The following is a 17,159-nucleotide window of genomic DNA, read 5'->3' as shown; positions in this document are numbered from 1 at the left end:
CTCCGCGCCTCCCGTCCGTCAGCGGGTCGGCTCCAGGGCCGGGAGCGGCTGGTCCGAGTCCGCCGTGTGCGTCAGTCGCGCCATCAGGGGCGCCACCGGGCGCGAGGTCAGGACGTGGTGCGCGGCGCGCTGCGCCGCGAGACCGAGCTTCGTCTGCGGGTACGCGAAGTGCTTGATCCCGGACGGCATGGTCTGGATCCGGTCGACGAGCGGCCGCATCCACGCCTCGAAGGCCCCGAGTGCCGCGGTGGTGTCGGACTCGTCGGCGAGGGACGCGGCGAGGACGTACCCGCCGGTGAGCGCCAGCGAACTCCCGCCGCCGCCCATCGGTGTCACGCACCAGGCCGCGTCGCCGAGCAGTACGACGGAACCCCGGTGCAAGGTCGGGGCGTGGATCTGCGTGAGGTCGTCGACGTAGACGTCGTCCGACTGCGCGAACCCGTCGAGCACCCGGTCGGTCTGCCATCCGGCGCCGGCGTAGCGGTCGCGCCGGTCGGGGACCTCGCCGTCGTCGTTCGTGTACGCGAGCATCGCCCTCGTCGTGCCGTGGTTGTCGGGCCGCAGGTGCACCTGTCGACCCTCGACGGCGTTGTACCAGCGCCAGGTGTCGTCGTCGGACGCGATCCGTGGGATCGTCCCGAACTCCATCGTGATGCCGAGCCGTCGGGGCTCGACGGTGAAGAGCAGGTCGCGCGTGCTCGAGCGGACCCCCTCGGCGACGACGAGGAGCTCGGCCTGGAGCGTCGCGCCGCTCCGGGTGCGGACGGTGACGGGTCGTCCGTCCGAGCCGTCCTCGTCCACCGCGACCACGGCGTCGTCGAAGACCATGCGCACGCGAAGTCGCCGCGCAGGACCTCGAGCTCCGCCGTCGCCCCCTCACCGGAGTCGTCGTCGGGCAGCCGGACGATGGTGTCTCCCTGCTCGTCGACGATCACCGTGCCGGTCTCGCCCGTGTTGGCCGAGCGGATCGCCTCGGTCAGCCCCATGCGGTCGAGGACCTCACGGGCGACGCCCCGGACGTCGACGTTCTGGCCGCCGGTGCGGAAGCCCACCGAGCGCTCGAGGACGGTGACGTCCCAGCCCGTCCGGTCCAACCAGTAGGCGGCGGAGAGCCCGGCGATGCTGCCGCCGGTGACGAGGGCCCGACGCGGTGCCGTCACGAGGTGGTGATCACCTTGACGGAGCCGGCGATGGTCGCGGCGTCCTCGGCGAGCGCGACGACCGGGTCGGGGAGGCGCGTCGTGGCGCCGACGAGCTTGCGCGCACCCCAGCCGACGAAGCTGCCGACGATCGCGCCGACGCCGCCGAGGATCGCGCCCTCGATGCGCAGGTCGCGCCTGCCCGTCGTGCCGAGCGCGGCCCCGACGAGCGCTCCGGACGCCACGCGCCCGGCGAGGCCGGCGGGGGAGATCCGGTTCGGCGTCCCCGGCAGCTTGTCGCCGATGAGCTCACCGACGGCCGATGCGACGAGGACGCCACGGCCGAGGGGCGTGCTGAAGACCTTCCAGTCCTGCCACGAGCCCTTCAGCGAGGAGCGGTCGTGGTTCAGTGCCATGACGGCGAGCGGGGTGGCGCTCCGGCCGCCGCTGAGGATGCCCAGGACCAGGGTGCGGACCAGGGTGTGCTGCTCGTTCTTCGTGCTCATCGGTGCTCCTGTCGTGTCGGTTCGGAAACTACTCTTGCGCTCCTGGTACTCAGCGTTACTATGTACCAGTAGTCAGCGTCACTGAGTACAGCGCACCACGACACACGGCACCGACCGCAGGAGGCACGCATGCCCAAGCAGGAGACCGAGATGCTCAAGGGCATCCTCGAGGGGATCGTCCTCGCCGTGCTCGCCGGCCACCCGGCCCACGGGTACGACATCACCGCCTCGCTCCGGGAACAGGGGTTCACCGACATCGCCGAGGGCACCGTCTACGCCCTGCTCGTCCGCATCGAGCAGCGCGGCCTCGTCGACGTCGAGAAGGTCCCGTCGGAGAAGGGGCCGCCCCGCAAGGTGTTCACGCTGAACGCCCGCGGGCAGGAGCAGCTCGACGACTTCTGGCGGGCGTGGACCTTCCTCGCCGAGCGGCTCGACCACCTCCGGCACACCACCAGCAGCACGAACGGACAGGACTGATCATGGGGATCTCGATCTCGGACATCACGACCAAGCTCATCGGCGACAAGAAGCGCTGGAAGCAGTACAAGGCCCGCACGGCAGCGCTGCCGACGAGCCACCGCACCGCCGTCGACGGCATCGAGCGGTACCTCATGTACACCGGCCCGAGCGACGGCGAGCAGCTCATGCGCATGCTCGACGACCTCGCGGACCTGTTCGAGCAGAGCGCCGCCGACGGCACGAGCGTCCGCGCGGTGGTCGGCGACGACCCGATCGCCTTCGCCGAGGACTTCAAGGCGAACTACGGCCTCGGGTCGTGGCTCAGCAAGGAGCAGCAGCGCCTCGTCGACGCGATCGCGGCGGCCGATGCGGACGGGGAGCCGTCATGACCGCGGCGATCCGGGTCCGGGGGCTCGAGAAGTCCTTCGGCGACCTGCACGTCCTCCGTGGGGTCGACCTCGACGTCGAGGCCGGCTCCGTGGTCGCCCTGCTCGGGTCGAACGGCGCGGGCAAGACGACCGCGATCCGCATCCTCGCGACCCTGACGACGGCCACCGCCGGCACCGCGTCGGTCGCGGGGCACGACGTGGCCGCCGATCCGGGTGCGGTCCGCGAGGCGATCAGCCTCACCGGGCAGTTCGCCGCCGTGGACGAGGTGCTGACCGGCCGCGAGAACCTCGTCCTCGTCGCACGGCTCCGGCACCTCCGGCACGCCGGGCGCATCGCCGACGAGCTGCTCGACCGGTTCTCGCTCACGGATGCCGGGTCCCGCCGCGCGGGGACGTACTCGGGCGGGATGCGCCGCCGGCTCGACATCGCGATGAGCCTGATCGGCGACCCGTCGGTGGTCTTCCTCGACGAGCCGACGACCGGCCTCGACCCCGAGGCCCGCATCGAGGTCTGGGACGCCGTCCGCGCCCTCGCCGCGGGCGGTACCACGGTCCTGCTCACGACGCAGTACCTGGACGAGGCCGAGCAGCTCGCCGACCGGATCGCCATCCTGCACGAGGGCCGCATCATCGCCGACGGCACCCTCGCCGAACTCCAGCGACTGCTCCCGCCCGCGACGGTCGAGTACGTCGAGAAGCGCCCCACGCTCGAGGACGTCTTCCTCGCCGTCATCGGACACCGTCCCGACGCCGACACCACGAAGGCCGACACCACGAAGGAGGTGGCCTGATGTCCGCCCACCCGATCCACGACACCGCCGTCCTGACCGGGCGCTCGCTGCGACACGTGCTCCGGAGCCCGGACACGATCATCACCACCGCCGTGATGCCGATCGCCTTCCTGCTGCTGTTCGTGTACGTCTTCGGCGGCGCGATCGACACCGGGAGCACGCCGTACATCGACTACCTGCTGCCGGGGATCCTCCTCATCACGGTGGCGTCCGGGGTGGCGTACACCTCGTACCGGCTGTTCCTCGACCTGCAGGCCGGGATCGACGAGCGCTTCCGGTCGATGCCGATCGTGCGCGCGGCGTCGCTGTGGGCGCACGTGCTCACGTCCCTCGTCGCCAACACCGTGTCGGTGACCGTGGTGGTCGGGGTCGCCCTGCTCATGGGGTTCCGCAGCAGCGCGGGTATCGGGGCGTGGCTCGCGGTGCTCGGGATCCTGGTGCTCTTCACGCTGGCGCTCACCTGGATCGCGGTCGTCGCCGGGCTGTCGGCGAAGTCGGTGGACGGCGCGAGTGCGTTCTCGTACCCGCTCGTCTTCCTGCCCTTCATCAGCTCGGCGTTCGTGCCGACCGACTCCATGCCCGGGCCGGTCCGGTGGTTCGCGGAGCACCAGCCCGTGACGTCGATCGTGGACTCGATCCGAGCGCTGTTCGCCGGGCAGCCGCTCCACGCGGACCTGTGGGTGGCCCTCGCGTGGTGCGTCGGCATCCTGCTGGCCGCCTTCGGCGTCGCGACCCTCGTGCAGCGCCGCCGGGTCGGCTGACGCGACCGGCTGACGGACGGGAGGGACGGTGCCGGCCCGCACCGCGCCTCCCGTCCGCTGGTGCGCACCTCGCGCACCTCGCGCGCTGAGCCGCCGCGAGTAGCGTCCGACGCATGAGCAACGTCATCGTCCTCGGCGGCCACGGCAAGGTCGCACTCCTCGCCACCCGCATCCTCACCGACCGCGGCCACACCGTCACCTCGGTCATCCGCGACCCCGACCAGGCCGACGAGATCCGCGCCCACGGCGGGCAGCCGCACGTCGCCGACATCCAGCAGCAGACCCTCACCGACTTCGCCGAGCTCATCCACGGACACGACGCCGTGGTCTGGTCGGCCGGTGCCGGCGGCGGATCGGCCGACCGCACCTGGGCGATCGACCGCGACGCGGCGATCCTGTCCGTGCAGGGTGCCGCGAAGGCCGGTGTCGACCGCTACGTCATGGTCTCCTGGTCCGGCTCGCTCCTCGACCACGGGGTGCCGCAGGACGACGACTTCTTCGCGTACGCGCAGTCGAAGATGATCGCCGACGCCGTCCTCCGCGACTCGGGGCTCCGCTGGACGGTCGTGGCGCCGAGCACCCTCACCGACGACGAGCCCACCGGTTCGGTCGACTGGGACGGCTCCTCGACGCAGGTCCCGCGCGGCGACGTCGCGCACGTGGTGGCCGACGCGGTCGAGGGCGACGAGACGATCGGCCGGACGATCCGGTTCAACACCGGTTCCACCCCGATCGCCGACTTCCTCCGCACGGCGGGCTGAGCGGTGGCGCGGAACCCCGAACCGTTCCGGGGCCGACTGGCCCTCGTGACCGGTGCGAGCGGCGGCATCGGCGAGTCGCTGGCGGAGGGCCTCGCCGCGGGTGGCGCCGACCTCGTCCTGGTCGCCCGGTCCGCCGACAAGCTCGACGCCGTCGCCTCGGGCATCCACGCGCGCCACGGTGTGCGGGTGCGGGTGCTCCCGGCCGACCTGGCGACGGCCGACGGCGTCGACGAGGTGATCACGGCCCTCGACGACACCCGCGTCGACGTCCTGATCGCGAACGCCGGGGTCGGGTGGCACGGCACCTTCGCCGAGCAGCCCGAGGACGGCATCGTGCAGCAGATCGCGCTCAACGAGACCGCGCTGGTCCGGCTGACGCGGGCGTTCCTGCCCGGCATGCTCGCCCGCGGCGTCGGCGGCGTGATGACCGTGGCCTCGACCGCCGCGTTCCAGCCCACCCCGCACATGGCGCTCTACGGCGCGACGAAGGCGTTCGTCCTGTCCTTCACCGAGGCCCTCTGGCAGGAGACGCGCGGGCAGGGCGTCCGGGTGCTCGCCCTGTGCCCCGGCCCGACCGCGACGGGCTTCTTCGACGCCGCCGGCGGCGGGTCGTTCCTCGAGGGCGGTCGGCAGTCGGCGGAGGAGGTCGCACGCGTCGGTCTGCGGGCGTTCTCCCGTGCCGGCGGACCCACGGTCGTCTCCGGCGCGCGCAACGCCGTGCTGGCGAGTGCGCACCGCTTCGTCCCCCGTGGCCTGATGACGCGCATGTCCGCGATGGTGATGGAGTGACGAGCCCGACGGTCCTCTTCGTGCACGGCGCCCTCGTCCGTGACGGGGACTGGTGGTGGGCGCCGACCGGCGACCTGCTGCGCGAACGGACCGGGATCGCCAGCCGCGCCGTGGCCCTGCCGTCGTGCGGGGAGACCGACACCGGCGGCGGCCTGCAGGAGGACGCCGCCGCACTGCGCCGCGCCCTCGACGAGGTCCCCGACGCCATCGTCGTCGGACACTCCTACGGCGGGACCGTGATCGCCGAGGCGGGCCCGCATCCCGCGGTCCGGCACCTGCTGCTCGTGTCGAGCTACCTGCCGCCCGTCGGGGCGTCGCAGGGGTCGATCATGTCCGGCGAGCCGGACCCCGTCGCGGTGCGTCCGGACGCCGACGGGCGGATCGTCGTCGACGGGTACGACGAGCGGTCGTTCGGTGCCCGGTTCCTGCAGGACGCCGACGCCGCCACGCAGCGGGCGGCGTGGGACCGGGTCACCTCGCAGGACGTCCGCGCGTTCGGCACCCCGACGAGCGCCGAGGGGTGGGCCGGCGTGGACTCCACCGCGGTGGTGTGCGCCGAGGACCGCTCGACCACCGTCGCACTCCAGCGGGAACACGCTGCGCGGGCCACCCGGTCGGTCGAACTCCCGACGGGGCACCACCCGTTCATCACCCGACCGGACCTCGTGGCCCGGCAGCTCGAGGCGTTCCTGCACGACTGACCCGGGACCGCGGGCCGCTCGGCAGGTCGTCCCAGACGTCGGCCCAGATCGACTCGAAGTCCACCGGTCGGATCGCACCGGCACGGAGCGCCCGCTCCGGCACGGTCAACGCGTCGAGCGAGGCGCCGAGCAACCGGACGTCCCCGTGCACCTCGGGTCGCCCGGTGCCGTGGAAGGTCGTGACCGTCAGCGTCCGGACACCGGGACGGAGTCGACGGGCGGCCCGCCCGAGCACCAGGAAGCCGCCCGCGTACACCCCGACGGCGGCGACGGTCCCGAGGGCGGCGCGGGGAGCGAGCGCGGCCATCACGGCGATCGCCAGGAGGGCCCCGACGGCCGGCCACGCCGACCACGCGCGGAGCACCGCACGCTCGCGGCGGGTCGTACCAGGCGGGTAGACGACGAGGGTCCTCGTGCTCCACATCGTCCGGTCGACGGGACGCACGGAGTACCGGCCCCACACGTGCGGGCCGTCGACCACGCGTGCGCGCAGGTCGGAGACGGCGCTCACCGGACGACCTCGGCGCGGACCGGCACCACGATGTCGCGGTGCCGGATCGCGGCCACGCAGGGGAAGCAGAGCAGGTCGCCCTCGCGGACGTCCGCGGGCAACGGGGCCGGGAGCCGGTGGAAGGGACCGTCCTCCGCGCCGGCGCACGGGGTGAGGACGTAGGTCCCGGTCGGGGCCGCCGTGCTCACCCGGCCGATGAGCCGCACCTGGTCGAGGACGGCGAACCGGGGGAGCACCGCGTCGAGCTCGAGCAGGACGACACCGGTCCGGGGGCGCCGCACGCGCAGCACCGACGCCACGGCGACGCTCACCTCGCCCGGCGTCCACGTGCGGGGTCGGTAGCGGGGCGGTGCCTGCTCGGCGGTGTGCACGCACGGGGTGCCGGCGAGTTCGGCGAGCCGGACCATCGACACGGCGGCGACCAGGACGTCGCCGGTCGTGGGTTCGGTGTGGGCGGGCCAGAGGGTCGGGTCCACGGGGTCGGGGAGGGACGCGCGGAGCGTCGGGAGGATCGCGGTCAGGGTCACCACTCCACGATCCGGCGGGGGCGGCCGTGCGGACAGCGTCCTGACGGATCGCTGACGCCGTCGGTCCGATCCCGTGCGCGGTCCTGACGCGGCGAGCGCGGAGGACGCGACGAGCGCGCGGAACGTGCGGAGCGGCGGACGGGAGGCGCGGTGCGGGCACGCACCGTCCCTCCCGTCCGCCCCCGGGTCACGCTGGCCGCATCACGCGAACTGCGCGTAGAACCGCTCGGGCGCCTCGGCGAGCGACGCCTTGACCCCGGCGCTCCAGTCGTCCACGACGACCTCCGCCGCGCCCCGCTCCACACCGTCGAGGGAGAGCCGGGCGACCTCGGCCGGGTCGACCTTCGGCCCCTCGTAGCCGGCCATCATGTCGGTGTCGGCGGCTCCGAGGTGCAGCCCCTGGACGCTGATGCCCCGGCCGGTCAGCTCGAGGCGGACGGCGTTCGTCATGTTCCACTCGGCGGCCTTGGCTGCGGCGTACCCGCCCGAGCCCGGGTACGCGAACCAGGACAGCGCCGAGAGGACGTTCACGATCGCACCCCCGCCGTTGCGTTCGATCACCGGCGCGAACGACCGGACCATCCCGAGGTTGCCCCAGAAGTGCGTGTCCATCTCCCGCCGCACGTCGGTCAGGTCGTCCGTGAGCAGCGAGCCCTGCGTGGTGATCCCGGCGTTGTTGACGAGCAGGGTCACGTCGGACGCCGCAGCCGCTGCCGCCGCGACGGACGCCTGGTCGGTGATGTCGAGCGGGAGCACCTCGACCCCCTCGATGTCGACCAGTTCGGGGCGCCGGGCCGTGGCGTAGACCTTGGCGGCGCCGCGCTCGAGCAGCTGCTGCACGAACCGTCGTCCGATGCCCCGGTTCGAGCCCGTGACGAGTGCGACCGATCCAGCGATGTCCATGGTGTTCCTCCTGCCGAGCGGGCACCTCCCGCAGCGGCTCGGCTACGCTAAGACCTCACATCGATGTCAGGTGCAAGGAGGAGATCGTGCGCATCGGAGACCTCGCTGCGGCGACCGGCGTGAGCGTGCGGTCGCTCCGGTACTACGAGGAGCAGGGCCTGCTGCCGGCCGGACGGACGGCGAGCGGCCAGCGCTCCTACGCCGTGCCCGCCGTCGAGCGGGTCCAGCTCATCCAGCAGCTCTTCGCCGCCGGGCTGCCGAGCCGCACGATCGTGCAGCTGCTGCCGTGCGTGGACGCAGGGGTGGCGACGCCGGAGTCGTTCGCGCTCCTCGTCGCCGAGCGGGACCGGATCACGGCGCAGCTCGCCGAGCTCGAGGCCGCACGGGACCGGCTCGACGAGGTAATCGCGATCACCGAGCACCCGACACCGGAGCACTGCCCGGCGCTGCGGGACCAGCCGCTGGCGGCGTGATCAGCGGGCCGCGCCGTTCAGCGGCGGCGCGCGGATCAGCGGCGGCGCGCGGATCAGCGGCGGCGCGCGGCCTGCCAGGTCTCCCGCGGCAGCACCCCGAACTCGTCGCGGTAGCTGCCGGCGAACCGTCCGAGGTGCGCGAAGCCCGAGTCCCGCGCCACGTCCCCGACGCTCCGGTCGTCCCCGGACTCCAGGCCCTCCCGGGCGAGCAGCAGTCGGATGCGCCGGAGGTAGGTCGTCGGCGTGATGCCGTGGTGGCGCCGGAACGCGTCCTGCAGCCCGCGGATGCTCAGGCCCGCGGCCGCCGCGACGTCCTCGACGGTGATCTGCTCGGTCGCGTGCTCGAGCAGGTACGCCTCGGCCCGGGCGAACCGTGCCGCCGCCGCCGTGCGGGGCTGGTCCTGCCCGACCGGCCAGTGCGGGACCGCCGTGAGCAGGCCGCCCGCCGCGAAGCGGGTCAGTTCGCGCTCGTGCTCCTCGGTGACCTCCTCCGGACCGCGCAGCACGTCGGCCGCCACCGCGCGCACCATCAACCACCAGGCGGCGAGCGTCGGCCCCTCGGGGATGTGGTGCGGCTGGAACTCGATCGGCCCGGGCTGCCAGGCGCCGCGTTCGGCAGCGACCTGCTCCACCGTGGTCCGGTCGATGCGGATGAGGTCGAGCTGGAACCCGTCCCACCGGACCTGCTGCGGGTCGTGGCGGAACAGGACCGGACGGCCGGTGGGCACCCCGTCGCCGTCGACCGCACCGCTGCCGGACTTCAGCCAGAAGAGGACCATCGCGGACTCGGCCTCGACCGTTCCCTCGACGACGCCGGTGCTCGCCATCGACACGAGGGACAGCAGCTCGGAGCCACGTCGCCGTTCCTCGAACGAGAACCCCGAGGGCGCGCCCTCGACCGTGGCCCGTCGGACGTCGGGGATCCGCGTGACGAGCTCTGCCGCGTCCGCCGGCTCTGACGTCACGACCGACCACTGCGACCGCTGCACGAAGGCGCTCACCGTGCGACCTGCAGCACCGCGTCGGCGATGTTCCGTGCCACCTGCTCGGGCGGGGTGTCCGTCGTGTCGACGACCTCGGCCGCGGCGTGCAGCCAGGTGCGTGCCGCCTCGGCGTAGGGCTCGACGCGGCTGGACCGGAACGTGGACGGCCCCACCACGGCGTCGTTCTGGATCCGGTCCCGCAGGGTGTCCTCTTCCGCGTGCAGCACGAAGTGCCGGACCGGGATCCCGTACGCCTCGAACCCGTCCGCGATCTCCCGCCAGTACCGCTCGACGAGGACCGTCTGCGGCATGACGAGCGTGCCGCCCGCGAAGGCCAGGACCTGCCGGGCGGTCTCGACGACGAGCGGTCGCCAGGGGTCCCAGTGCTGGAAGTCGCCGGACTCGGGCAGCGGGGGCCGGACGTCCATGAGGGTCTCGCCGACCTTCTCCGGATCGAGCACGCGAGCGTCCGGCAGGAGCGGCTGCACCAGCCTGCTGGTGGTCGTCTTGCCGACGCCGTGCGTCCCGTTGATCCAGACGATCATGACCGGACCGTAGCGCACATCGCTGCGGGACGGGAGGACGGGCCGGACGGGAGGCGCGTGGCGGGCCCGCACCGCGCCTCCCGTCCGCCACCGGCTCACTCGAGGTGCGCGTGGTCCGGCAGGTCGATCGCCTCGGCCGGTGGGGTGGCGAAGCGGGCGCCGAGGCGCCCGACGAGGGGGAGCGACGCCACGCGGACGGCGGTGCCGAAGGCCGCGATCCCGAGCCGGGACCTCGGGTTCGCGATCCGCGGTGTGCCCGGCGGCAGCTGCTGCGCCTTCGCGACGTACGGGCGCATGATGCGCTCGTACGCGCGCAGGGCGTCACGGTGGTGGACGTGGGCGGCGAGCTCCCCGGCGAGGACGTAGGCACCGGTGAGCGAGAGGCTCGTGCCCATGCCGCTCACCGGCGAGGCGCAGTACGCGGCGTCCCCGAGGAGCACCACCCGGCCGTCCGACCAGCGCGGGGCGTGGACCTGTCCGATCGCCTCGGAGTAGAGGTCCTCGGAGTGGTCGAACCCCGCGAGGACCCGCTCGGCCTCCCACCCGGCGTCGGCGAACACCGCGTGCAGGCGGCGGCGCACCGCATCGATGTCGCCGCGCTCGGAGCCGGCTCGCTCCCGCTTCCGGTCCGTCACGACCGACATCGCCGCGCGGATGGTCCCGTGCTGGTCGGGGCGGAGGGTGATCGACCGGCCACCCGGTGCGTTGTACCAGCGCCACCAGTCGTCGTCCGCCGCGGTCCGGGGGATCGTGCCGTACGTCGTCTCGAGCCCGAGCGACCGGATCTCCGGCTCGTCGCCGAACACCAGCCGACGGGTGCTCGATCCGATGCCGTCCGCCGCGACCACCAGGTCGAACCGGTCGTCCGGGCCGTGCTCGAACCCCACGGTCACGCCGTCGTCGTCCTGGTCGATGCGGGCGATCCGGTCGCCGTAGCGGTACTCGGTGGTGTCGGACGTCCCGTCGACGAGGAGCCGCGCGAGGTCACCGCGCAGGACCTCGAGCTCGGCGGTGGCCCCGCCGGAGTCCGAGGTCCCCGCCGGGAACGCCGCGATCGTCCGGCCGCTCGGACCGATGAACCGGGTGCCGACCTCGCCCGTCGTGGCAGCGCGGATGTCGTCCTCGATGCCCATCCGGCGCGCGACCTCACGCCCGGCTCCGCGCACGTCGACGTTCTGCCCGCCGGTGCGGAGGGACGGCGCCCGCTCGACGACGACCGTCTCGAACGAGAAGCGGTGGAGCCAGTGGGCGAGCGCCGGGCCGGCGATGCTCGCGCCGGAGATGAGCACGCGTCCGCGGGTGTGATCGGTCATGGTCCCTCACGTCGTTGATTACCAATGAGATTGGCAATGTACACGACTACCATGGTGGACGTGCCGAACGACGACCAGCACCCAGCGACCGACCGCCCCGACGACCGGCAGGACCGCCACGACCGGGCGACGGCGCGACGCGACGGGCGATCACTTCCCGACGACGACATCCGGTCCCGCGTGCAGCAGGTCAGTGTCCGGCAGCAGCGCTTCGAGCGCCACCTCGCCGCGGCACTGTCGGTCGACGCGGCGGGACTCGAGGCGATGGACCACCTCATCGCGACCGGGCCGGCCACCCCGACCGAGCTCGCCCGTCGGCTCGAGATCTCGACCGCCGCGATGACGCTCGTCCTGAACCGGCTCGAGGGCGCCGGGCACGTCCGACGGGAACGGCACCCGAGCGACGGACGCAAGCTCGTCGTCACGGCGGCGGAGCAGTCTTCGGACCGTGCGTACGACCTCGTGTTGCCGCTCATCGAGGGCATCGAGGGCATCGTCGACGACCTGGACCCTGCGGAGCGTGCGACGGTGCAGACCTTCCTCGACCGGCTGATCGGGGTCTACGACGACGCGATGGACTGAGTCGTCACGGGATCCGTCGTCCGGGCCGACGTCCTGTGCGTCCGGTCAGGATCGGCGACAATGGACCGTGCCCTTCCGTGCCCTCCTCGCCACCGCCGCGTCGGCCGTCGCCCTGGCGTTCGTCCTCGTCACGGCGGCCCCCGCGTCCGCCCACGACGTCCTCGCCTCGACCGCACCCGCTGCGGACGCGACGGTCGGAGGTGACCTCGACCAGGTCGCCCTCACGTTCTCCGAGCCGCCGCTGGCCGGGCTCGAGTCCGGGATCGTCGTCAGCGTGACCGGCCCGGACGGCGCCGAGGTCGGCGCGGGGAGTGTCGACGTCGACGGCAGCACGCTGCGCACGGCCGCCGACCTCACGGCTGCCGGCTCGTACACGGTGACCTGGAGGAGCGTCTCGGTGGACGGACACCCGATCTCGGGGAGCTACCGGTTCACGTCGACCGGAGCGCCGACCCCGACCCCGACCCCGACGGCGACGGGACCGACGCAGACCCCGAGCGCGGGCACCCCGACGCCGAGCGTCACAGCCGGTGCCGGTGCCGGTGCGACCAGCGCCACGGCCGGATCGTCCGGGCCCGGGGCGACGCCGTGGGTCCTCGGCGGGATCGCGATCGTGGTCGCCGCCGCGCTCGTCGCCGTCCTGCTGGTCGCCCGTCGCCGGACCACCCCCGACGACGAGTGACACGAGCCGCGCCGCCGGGTCAGCGCCCGGCGTACCGCCCGCGCCGCCGGGTCAGCGCCCGGCGGCGTACCGCCCACGGTGGTGCCGCCGGTCCCAGACCGCGACGGCGATCCGGCCGACACCGAGCGCGGTCCAGACCGCACCGATGATCCACCGCCACGCGTCGTCGCCGCCCTCGATCGCGGCGAACACGAGCCACACCACGCCCAGGGCGGTCCACCCCACGGCCATCCAGAGCGCCGGGCGCCCGACGATCGACCGCCACAGCTGCTCGTCCCCGGCGTCATCGCTCATGGCGACACCGTAGACCGTCCGGTCCGCCCGTGCCAGGGCGTCAGGCGCGGTCGTGCAACGTCACTTGGTACCCGTCCGGGTCGGCGAAGGTGAACGTCCGACCGAACGGGCCGTCGATCGGCGCGGACACGATCCGGTGGCCGTCGGCGACCAAGGCGTCGTGGATCGCCTGGACGTCGGTCGCGTGCAGCCAGATCGCCGCGCCGATGCCCGGCTGCGCCACGGCGTCGAGGTCGGTGCCGGGCACGAGGTCGCGCAGGGCGAACGCGATCGGCGTGGTCTCGAAGACGACCGCGTGCGGCGGACCCGCCTGCGACCGGACGAGCCCGAGGTACTGCTCGTAGAACGCCTGGGATGCATCGAGATCGCGGGTCTGCAGCGAGATGAAGTCGGGGCCGGTGACGGGCATGGGGTCTCCTTCGTTGGTGTCAGTTATCTGACACGGACGAACCTATGTCAGACTACTGACATGCGTCAAGACGGACACGGCATCGACCTGGACACGTCCCTCGGGTACCTGCTCAAGGAGGCCGCGAGCGCGCTCCGCACCGCGATGGAGTCGGTCCTGCGCCCGCTCGGCATGACCGTCACGCACTACTCGTGCCTCGAGCTGCTCGCGCAGCGCCCGGGGTCGTCGAACTCCGACCTCGCTCGCGGGGCGTTCGTGACACGACAGTCGATGAACGTCCTGCTGCAGGCGCTCGAACGGGACGGCTCGGTGTCGCGCGCGTCGGAGGCACCGGTGGGCAAGGCGCTGCCGGTCCAGCTCACCCCGCTCGGGCGGGAGCGTCTCGCCGAGGCCTCGGCAGCCGTCCGCGGGGTCGAGGTCCGGATGCTCAGCGGGATGTCGGCCGACGAGCAGGGCGCGGCGCTCCGAGCACTGCGGAGCATGGTGCGGTCGCTGCGCGACGACGCGTGAGTCGCGCTACGGCGCGACCGGTCGACGCCCCGTGGACGACTGGAAGCGCAGCAGGTAGCCGTCGGGATCGGTGACCAGGAACTGCCGCACCCCGGCTTCCTCGTCGCCCGCGCGGTACCAGCGCGTCTCCGCCGGCATGAAGAGCTCGACACCGCCGGCACGGAGCGACGCCGCGACGACGTCCGCGTCCGGGACACCGATCTGCAGGTTGATCCCGCGGCCGAGTGGTCGATCGAGCGGCCCGGTGAGCCAGTTCCGGCCGACCCCGGCCTGCTCGAGCATGACGTGCGCCGACCCGAGCGTCAGGTAGGCGAACCGCTCCTCGGGACGCGCGTAGGCCACGGCGAACCCGCACAGGCCGGACCAGAAGGCGATGCTCGCGTCCACGTCGGCGACGAGGAGCTCGGGGACGAGGGCGGGGTCCGGATCGGTCGTCACCAGGCCATGCTGCCAGCCGGCGTACCGGACCCGCACCGCGCCTCCTGAAGGTGTGGACAAGATCCGTGCTCGCCGGACCTGCGCGGGATCCGCGGCCTAGCGTGAGAGCGTCATGGCACCCGAACACCGACTCCCCACCGAGCCCGACGCGGCTCCCACCGTCGCGCACCACGATGCGCACCACGCGGCCACCGCCGCGCCACCCGAACGCACCGACACCGGCTCCGGCGACCAGCCGGACCCGAACCGGTGGAAGGCCCTCGTCATCTGCCTGCTCGGCGGCGGCATCGTCCTGCTCGACGTGTCGATCGTCAACGTCGCACTGCAGTCGATCTCGTCCGGACTCCCCGGGGCCACCCCGGAGGCCGTGCAGTGGATCCTGTCCGGCTACGCACTGTCGTTCGGGCTCCTGCTCGTCCCCGGCGGTCGACTGGGCGACGCCTCCGGCCGCCGGCGCATGTTCGTCATCGGGGTCGGCCTGTTCACCCTGGCGAGCGCGCTCTGCGGCTTCGCCCCGAACGGGATCGTCCTGGTCGTCGCGCGGCTGGTGCAGGGCCTCGCCGGTGGTCTGCTCACGCCCCAGGTGACGGCCCTCATCCAGCAGCTGTTCCGCGGGAAGGAGCGCGGCACCGCCTTCGGGCTGTTCGGCGCCACGGTCGGCATCGCCACGGCGATCGGCCCCCTCGTCGGTGGTCTGCTCATCACGGCCTTCGGCACCGAGAACGGCTGGCGGTTCGTCTTCTTCGTGAACCTGCCCGTGGGACTCGTCACGATCCTCCTGGCCTTCCGCTACCTGCCGGCGGCGAGCCGGGTGGAACGCGGCCGGAAGCACGACTTCGACCCGGTCGGGATCGTCCTGCTCGGCGCCGCGGTGGTCGCCCTGCTGCTGCCGTTCGTGCAGTCGCAGGAGTGGAAGGGCACGGCGAAGTGGTGGCTCGTGGTCGCCGCCGTCGTGCTCGGCGCGCTGTTCGTGCTGTGGGAACGGCGGTACGCGCGGTCGAAAGAGCCCGTCATCGACCTCGGGCTGTTCCGCCGCCGGTCGTTCTCGCTCGGTGTCGGGCTCGCGACGCTGTACTTCGCCGGGTTCACGCCGCTGTTCTTCGTCCTGACGCTGGCCCTGCAGTCGGGCCTCGGGTACTCCGCGCTGCTCGCCGGCCTGTCGTCCGTGCCGTTCGCGATCGGGTCCGGGGTCGCGTCGACCATCGGCGGTCGCGTCGTCTCGCGGTTCGGCCGACAGCTCATCGTCGTCGGGACCGTACTGGTCCTGATCGGCCTCGGTGGGGTCATCTGGGTCGTCGCGAACCACTACCGGTCCGACCTCGGGTGGTGGCTCGTCGTGCCGCTCCTCGTCGCCGGTGTCGGCTCCGGACTGACGATCTCGCCGAACCAGACGCTCACGCTGTCCGAGGTGCCGGTGGAGCAGGGCGGCTCGGCCGGCGGGCTCATCCAGGTCGGTGCGCGCGTCGGGTCCGCGATCGGGATCGCCGCCGTCGGCAGCGTCTTCTACTCGGCGCTCGCGAGCTCGAAGGGCGACTACGCGCAGGGGCTGCCGCTCGGCCTGGGCGTCGCGCTCGGGTTCGTCGCGGCGGCGTTGCTCGCGGGGATCGTCGACGTCGTCGTCGGGCGGATCCGGGGGACCGAGGCGACGGTGTGATCCGGGTCCTGCTGTACATCGCCACGATCGTCGTCGCGACGGCGCTGTCCCTCGGTGGCGGGCTGCTCGTGGCGCTCGAGCTCGGGAGCGCGGCGCACGGCTGGCTCGTCGCCGCGGCCGTCTGCACACCGCTCGTCGTCATGGGGCCGGTCCTCGTCGGGGCCTTGGCCGGCTACTACGACCACCGCTCGTCCCCCGAGAGCCAGCGCTCCCTGTTCCGGGTCTCGGCGGTCGTCGCCGCCGTCGACGTCGTGGCCGCCGTGGTCTTCGTGCTGACGGCTCTGTCGGCGCAGGCGCCCCTCTGGGTGCCGGTGCTGCTCGTCGTCGGGGCCGGGGTGCTCCTCGCCGTCGCCCGCCCGCTCGGTGCGCTGTTCCGCGGCACCGAGGCGCCCATCAGCGACCTGAGCGACGACGTCCCCGGCGTCGGGCTGGTCCGACGCGCGATCCGCTCGATCGCGACGACCTTCGTCATCGCTGCGGTGGTCTGCACGATCGGGGTGACGCTCCTTGCGGCCTTCTCGGACCGGGGCGGCGCGCTCCTCCAGGTCGTGCTGCTCGGCGGCCAGCTGACCTTCACCGCGACGGCGATGGCCGCGATCGTCGTGGCGCTCCCGCTGAACCGCGCGCTCCGCGACAGCGGTGGGCGGGACCTCGGCCGCCTGCAGCGGTACGCGAAGGTGGTGCTGCGGGGCAAGGAGCTCCCGCTCGACGAGGCCGACCGCGCCGGAGCGGTCCGGTACGCCCGGATCGTCCCCCTGGCCCTGCAGTTCCAGCTGGTGTTCACGGGCCTGCTGTACGTCGCCATCGCGTTCCAGTTCGTGTCGTCCGCGGTCCGCGGCGACCTGGGGCTGCTGCCCGTGGTCTTCCTGGTCGCGATGGTCGTCGTGCTCGCCTGGGCGATCCCGCTCTCGGTACGGCGGATCGGTCGTGCGCGTCGGTACGCGGAGCAGCACCGACCGACCTGATCGGCGTGGGTGGGCGCCCGTCGGGGATGCGCTATCGTCGGGCGCAGAGGGAAAAGGCCCGCGCCCCATCGGCT

At 73.1% G+C, this 17,159-nt stretch carries 24 protein-coding genes; 13 read left to right on the top strand and 11 right to left on the bottom strand.

Features of this window, described 5'->3' with window-relative positions:
* Positions 1-18: 18 nt before the first annotated feature.
* Together JSX79_RS01105 and JSX79_RS01100 are read right to left on the bottom strand one after the other, a co-directional pair.
* Positions 19-828: an FAD-dependent monooxygenase gene (locus JSX79_RS01105; RefSeq protein ID WP_229084785.1), complete on the bottom strand. Its 810-nt coding sequence runs from the start codon at positions 826-828 to the stop codon at positions 19-21.
* 328 nt (positions 829-1,156) lie between these two features.
* Positions 1,157-1,645 carry a DUF4126 family protein gene (locus JSX79_RS01100; protein WP_070417531.1) on the bottom strand — a complete coding sequence of 163 codons (489 nt, stop codon included), beginning with the start codon at positions 1,643-1,645 and terminating at the stop codon, positions 1,157-1,159.
* A 129-nt stretch (positions 1,646-1,774) separates the two neighbouring features.
* On the opposite strand from JSX79_RS01100, the gene JSX79_RS01095 reads away from it, so the two are divergent.
* The 7 genes from JSX79_RS01095 to JSX79_RS01065 all read left to right on the top strand — a co-directional run bounded on the left by JSX79_RS01095 (position 1,775) and on the right by JSX79_RS01065 (position 6,296).
* Positions 1,775-2,122, top strand: coding sequence for a PadR family transcriptional regulator (locus JSX79_RS01095; protein WP_229084784.1), 348 nt, complete (start codon positions 1,775-1,777; stop codon positions 2,120-2,122).
* A 2-nt stretch (positions 2,123-2,124) separates the two neighbouring features.
* Positions 2,125-2,493, top strand: coding sequence for a DUF1048 domain-containing protein (locus tag JSX79_RS01090; protein WP_071294194.1), 369 nt, complete (start codon positions 2,125-2,127; stop codon positions 2,491-2,493).
* Positions 2,490-3,284, top strand: coding sequence for an ABC transporter ATP-binding protein (locus tag JSX79_RS01085; protein WP_229084782.1), 795 nt, complete (start codon positions 2,490-2,492; stop codon positions 3,282-3,284). The genes JSX79_RS01090 and JSX79_RS01085 overlap by 4 nt, the downstream gene beginning before the upstream one ends.
* The gene (locus tag JSX79_RS01080; protein ID WP_229084780.1) at positions 3,284-4,045 is read left to right on the top strand and encodes an ABC transporter permease; all 762 of its coding nucleotides are present in this window, start codon (positions 3,284-3,286) and stop codon (positions 4,043-4,045) included. Before JSX79_RS01085 ends, JSX79_RS01080 begins: the two co-directional genes overlap by 1 nt.
* Before the next feature lie 113 nt (positions 4,046-4,158).
* Positions 4,159-4,806: an SDR family oxidoreductase gene (locus tag JSX79_RS01075; protein ID WP_070417526.1), complete on the top strand. Its 648-nt coding sequence runs from the start codon at positions 4,159-4,161 to the stop codon at positions 4,804-4,806.
* A 45-nt stretch (positions 4,807-4,851) separates the two neighbouring features.
* Entirely contained in the window at positions 4,852-5,595 is a 744-nt protein-coding gene (locus JSX79_RS01070) for an SDR family oxidoreductase (protein ID WP_229084777.1), read from the top strand.
* On the top strand, positions 5,592-6,296 hold the full coding sequence (locus tag JSX79_RS01065; RefSeq protein ID WP_229084775.1) for an alpha/beta hydrolase: 705 nt from the start codon (positions 5,592-5,594) through the stop codon (positions 6,294-6,296). Before JSX79_RS01070 ends, JSX79_RS01065 begins: the two co-directional genes overlap by 4 nt.
* Here the strand turns inward: JSX79_RS01065 and JSX79_RS01060 are convergent.
* The 3 genes from JSX79_RS01060 to JSX79_RS01050 all read right to left on the bottom strand — a co-directional run bounded on the left by JSX79_RS01060 (position 6,244) and on the right by JSX79_RS01050 (position 8,237).
* Positions 6,244-6,807 carry a DUF6611 family protein gene (locus JSX79_RS01060; protein WP_229084773.1) on the bottom strand — a complete coding sequence of 188 codons (564 nt, stop codon included), beginning with the start codon at positions 6,805-6,807 and terminating at the stop codon, positions 6,244-6,246. The two genes, JSX79_RS01065 and JSX79_RS01060, sit on opposite strands and share 53 nt — an antisense overlap.
* The gene (locus JSX79_RS01055) at positions 6,804-7,334 is read right to left on the bottom strand and encodes a hypothetical protein (protein WP_229084772.1); all 531 of its coding nucleotides are present in this window, start codon (positions 7,332-7,334) and stop codon (positions 6,804-6,806) included. Before JSX79_RS01055 ends, JSX79_RS01060 begins: the two co-directional genes overlap by 4 nt.
* Before the next feature lie 201 nt (positions 7,335-7,535).
* The gene (locus JSX79_RS01050; RefSeq protein WP_070417523.1) at positions 7,536-8,237 is read right to left on the bottom strand and encodes an SDR family oxidoreductase; all 702 of its coding nucleotides are present in this window, start codon (positions 8,235-8,237) and stop codon (positions 7,536-7,538) included.
* Between the two features lie 86 nt (positions 8,238-8,323).
* On the opposite strand from JSX79_RS01050, the gene JSX79_RS01045 reads away from it, so the two are divergent.
* Positions 8,324-8,710 (top strand): MerR family transcriptional regulator, encoded by a 387-nt coding sequence (locus JSX79_RS01045; RefSeq protein WP_070417522.1) that lies wholly within the window; start codon positions 8,324-8,326, stop codon positions 8,708-8,710.
* A 53-nt stretch (positions 8,711-8,763) separates the two neighbouring features.
* Here the strand turns inward: JSX79_RS01045 and JSX79_RS18525 are convergent, their stop codons facing one another.
* From JSX79_RS18525 to JSX79_RS01030, 3 genes are all read right to left on the bottom strand, one after another.
* Positions 8,764-9,711: a helix-turn-helix domain-containing protein gene (locus JSX79_RS18525; protein WP_070417521.1), complete on the bottom strand. Its 948-nt coding sequence runs from the start codon at positions 9,709-9,711 to the stop codon at positions 8,764-8,766.
* On the bottom strand, positions 9,708-10,238 hold the full coding sequence (locus JSX79_RS01035; RefSeq protein ID WP_229084771.1) for an AAA family ATPase: 531 nt from the start codon (positions 10,236-10,238) through the stop codon (positions 9,708-9,710). Before JSX79_RS01035 ends, JSX79_RS18525 begins: the two co-directional genes overlap by 4 nt.
* A gap of 95 nt (positions 10,239-10,333) precedes the next feature.
* Positions 10,334-11,551: an FAD-dependent monooxygenase gene (locus tag JSX79_RS01030; RefSeq protein WP_229084769.1), complete on the bottom strand. Its 1,218-nt coding sequence runs from the start codon at positions 11,549-11,551 to the stop codon at positions 10,334-10,336.
* 60 nt (positions 11,552-11,611) lie between these two features.
* Here JSX79_RS01030 and JSX79_RS18520 point away from each other — a divergent pair, with 60 nt between their 5' ends.
* Together JSX79_RS18520 and JSX79_RS01020 are read left to right on the top strand one after the other, a co-directional pair.
* Entirely contained in the window at positions 11,612-12,133 is a 522-nt protein-coding gene (locus JSX79_RS18520) for a MarR family winged helix-turn-helix transcriptional regulator (RefSeq protein WP_229084766.1), read from the top strand.
* A 67-nt stretch (positions 12,134-12,200) separates the two neighbouring features.
* Positions 12,201-12,815: a copper resistance CopC family protein gene (locus JSX79_RS01020; protein ID WP_229084764.1), complete on the top strand. Its 615-nt coding sequence runs from the start codon at positions 12,201-12,203 to the stop codon at positions 12,813-12,815.
* Between the two features lie 51 nt (positions 12,816-12,866).
* On the opposite strand, the gene JSX79_RS01015 is transcribed toward JSX79_RS01020, so the two are convergent.
* Both JSX79_RS01015 and JSX79_RS01010 read right to left on the bottom strand, forming a co-directional pair.
* Positions 12,867-13,109, bottom strand: coding sequence for a hypothetical protein (locus JSX79_RS01015; protein ID WP_229084761.1), 243 nt, complete (start codon positions 13,107-13,109; stop codon positions 12,867-12,869).
* 40 nt (positions 13,110-13,149) lie between these two features.
* Positions 13,150-13,518, bottom strand: coding sequence for a VOC family protein (locus tag JSX79_RS01010; protein ID WP_070417517.1), 369 nt, complete (start codon positions 13,516-13,518; stop codon positions 13,150-13,152).
* A gap of 60 nt (positions 13,519-13,578) precedes the next feature.
* Between JSX79_RS01010 and JSX79_RS01005 the strand changes: the two genes are divergently transcribed.
* On the top strand, positions 13,579-14,028 hold the full coding sequence (locus JSX79_RS01005; RefSeq protein ID WP_070417516.1) for a MarR family winged helix-turn-helix transcriptional regulator: 450 nt from the start codon (positions 13,579-13,581) through the stop codon (positions 14,026-14,028).
* A gap of 6 nt (positions 14,029-14,034) precedes the next feature.
* Here JSX79_RS01005 and JSX79_RS01000 read toward each other — a convergent pair whose 3' ends face one another.
* Positions 14,035-14,466, bottom strand: a complete 432-nt coding sequence (locus JSX79_RS01000) for a VOC family protein (RefSeq protein ID WP_229084759.1) — start codon at positions 14,464-14,466, stop codon at positions 14,035-14,037.
* A gap of 112 nt (positions 14,467-14,578) precedes the next feature.
* On the opposite strand from JSX79_RS01000, the gene JSX79_RS00995 reads away from it, so the two are divergent.
* Together JSX79_RS00995 and JSX79_RS00990 are read left to right on the top strand one after the other, a co-directional pair.
* A complete protein-coding gene (locus JSX79_RS00995; RefSeq protein ID WP_229084757.1) occupies positions 14,579-16,120 on the top strand; it encodes an MFS transporter in 1,542 nt (513 codons plus the stop codon).
* Positions 16,117-17,085, top strand: a complete 969-nt coding sequence (locus tag JSX79_RS00990) for a hypothetical protein (RefSeq protein ID WP_229084755.1) — start codon at positions 16,117-16,119, stop codon at positions 17,083-17,085. The genes JSX79_RS00995 and JSX79_RS00990 overlap by 4 nt, the downstream gene beginning before the upstream one ends.
* Positions 17,086-17,159 lie beyond the last annotated feature (74 nt).

This window comes from Curtobacterium sp. GD1 (genome assembly GCF_020882855.1).
In the GTDB taxonomy this organism is placed as follows: Bacteria; Actinomycetota; Actinomycetes; order Actinomycetales; family Microbacteriaceae; genus Curtobacterium.
This window is presented reverse-complemented; position numbering and strand designations above follow the sequence as displayed.

Excerpts from the sequence above, each read along its gene's own strand:
- JSX79_RS01085 (WP_229084782.1), top strand. The coding sequence starts at position 2,490 with ATGACCGCGGCGATCCGGGTCCGGGGGCTCGAGAAGTCCTTCGGCGAC.
- JSX79_RS01050 (WP_070417523.1), bottom strand. The coding sequence starts at position 8,237 with ATGGACATCGCTGGATCGGTCGCACTCGTCACGGGCTCGAACCGGGGC.
- JSX79_RS01010 (WP_070417517.1), bottom strand. The coding sequence starts at position 13,518 with ATGCCCGTCACCGGCCCCGACTTCATCTCGCTGCAGACCCGCGATCTC.
- JSX79_RS01035 (WP_229084771.1), bottom strand. The coding sequence starts at position 10,238 with ATGATCGTCTGGATCAACGGGACGCACGGCGTCGGCAAGACGACCACC.
- JSX79_RS01100 (WP_070417531.1), bottom strand. The coding sequence starts at position 1,645 with ATGAGCACGAAGAACGAGCAGCACACCCTGGTCCGCACCCTGGTCCTG.
- JSX79_RS01105 (WP_229084785.1), bottom strand. The coding sequence starts at position 828 with ATGGTCTTCGACGACGCCGTGGTCGCGGTGGACGAGGACGGCTCGGAC.
- JSX79_RS01075 (WP_070417526.1), top strand. The coding sequence starts at position 4,159 with ATGAGCAACGTCATCGTCCTCGGCGGCCACGGCAAGGTCGCACTCCTC.
- JSX79_RS01080 (WP_229084780.1), top strand. The coding sequence starts at position 3,284 with ATGTCCGCCCACCCGATCCACGACACCGCCGTCCTGACCGGGCGCTCG.
- JSX79_RS00995 (WP_229084757.1), top strand. The coding sequence starts at position 14,579 with ATGGCACCCGAACACCGACTCCCCACCGAGCCCGACGCGGCTCCCACC.
- JSX79_RS01030 (WP_229084769.1), bottom strand. The coding sequence starts at position 11,551 with ATGACCGATCACACCCGCGGACGCGTGCTCATCTCCGGCGCGAGCATC.
- JSX79_RS01005 (WP_070417516.1), top strand. The coding sequence starts at position 13,579 with ATGCGTCAAGACGGACACGGCATCGACCTGGACACGTCCCTCGGGTAC.
- JSX79_RS01090 (WP_071294194.1), top strand. The coding sequence starts at position 2,125 with ATGGGGATCTCGATCTCGGACATCACGACCAAGCTCATCGGCGACAAG.
- JSX79_RS01095 (WP_229084784.1), top strand. The coding sequence starts at position 1,775 with ATGCCCAAGCAGGAGACCGAGATGCTCAAGGGCATCCTCGAGGGGATC.
- JSX79_RS01015 (WP_229084761.1), bottom strand. The coding sequence starts at position 13,109 with ATGAGCGATGACGCCGGGGACGAGCAGCTGTGGCGGTCGATCGTCGGG.